2 pseudogenes are annotated in these 694 nt (G+C 67.0%); both read right to left on the bottom strand.

The features are described from left to right. Nucleotides 1–126: 126 nt before the first annotated feature. Nucleotides 127–544 (bottom strand): annotated as a pseudogene (locus O3T09_RS11810) (IS5 family transposase); the annotation flags it as partial. A 49-nt stretch (nt 545–593) separates the two neighbouring features. Then, nucleotides 594–694, bottom strand: a pseudogene (locus O3T09_RS11805) (ArsR family transcriptional regulator); the annotation flags it as partial.

Genomic DNA, 694 nt, shown 5'->3' with positions numbered 1-694 from the left:
CGAGCAACGCGGGCAAACCAGATGGCCAGCACCGGGCAGTTCCCGTGGCCATCACTGGGCAGTCCTCATGGCCGTCAGCGGGTCATTCCCTGGCCACCTATGGGCAGCTTTTCATGGCCGCTTACACCGGGAGCGCCCGATGCCGTGATCGGCCGGCTCCTCATGCAGATTCCTGTAGTTCGACCCATCCCCCTGTGAGGCGGGTGATGTTCGTCGCGTGCTGATGCGCGCGGGCGATCGTGGAGTCCACCGAGACCGACCAATCGATCAGGCCTTCGGCGTCCGCGGCGGCGGTCAGCCTCGCCAGCACCGCATCCCAGGTGCCCTCTTCAGCTAAGCGCCGGTGCCAGGTCCACACGGTCTGCCAAGGCCCGTAGACCTCGGGCAGATCCCTCCATGCAATCCCGCACCGATATCGGTAGATGATCGCCTCCACCATCGTGCGGGCGTCCGAGAACGGCCTGCCGGCCCTGCCGGTCCGGGTCGGGAGCATCGGGGCGATCAACTCCCATTGGGCATCGGAGAGCATCTGGAAGCGGGACATGCCTTCCAGGGTGTCAGCTGGCCCCCTGGATCCATTCTCAGACACGCCCTAGGTCGCGGGCGAGTACCGCCGGGTAGCTCGGGCCCTCGAGGAGTGTCATGAGGATGCGGGAGCGGGTCGGGTCGGCCATCGCCCGGCCCAGCCGGTTCA

This window comes from Micrococcus sp. H39-S4 (genome assembly GCF_027158145.1).
In the GTDB taxonomy this organism is placed as follows: domain Bacteria; phylum Actinomycetota; class Actinomycetes; order Actinomycetales; family Micrococcaceae; genus Micrococcus; species Micrococcus luteus.
Note: the sequence above shows the minus strand (reverse complement) of the source record. Positions and strands in the feature narration are given on the sequence as shown.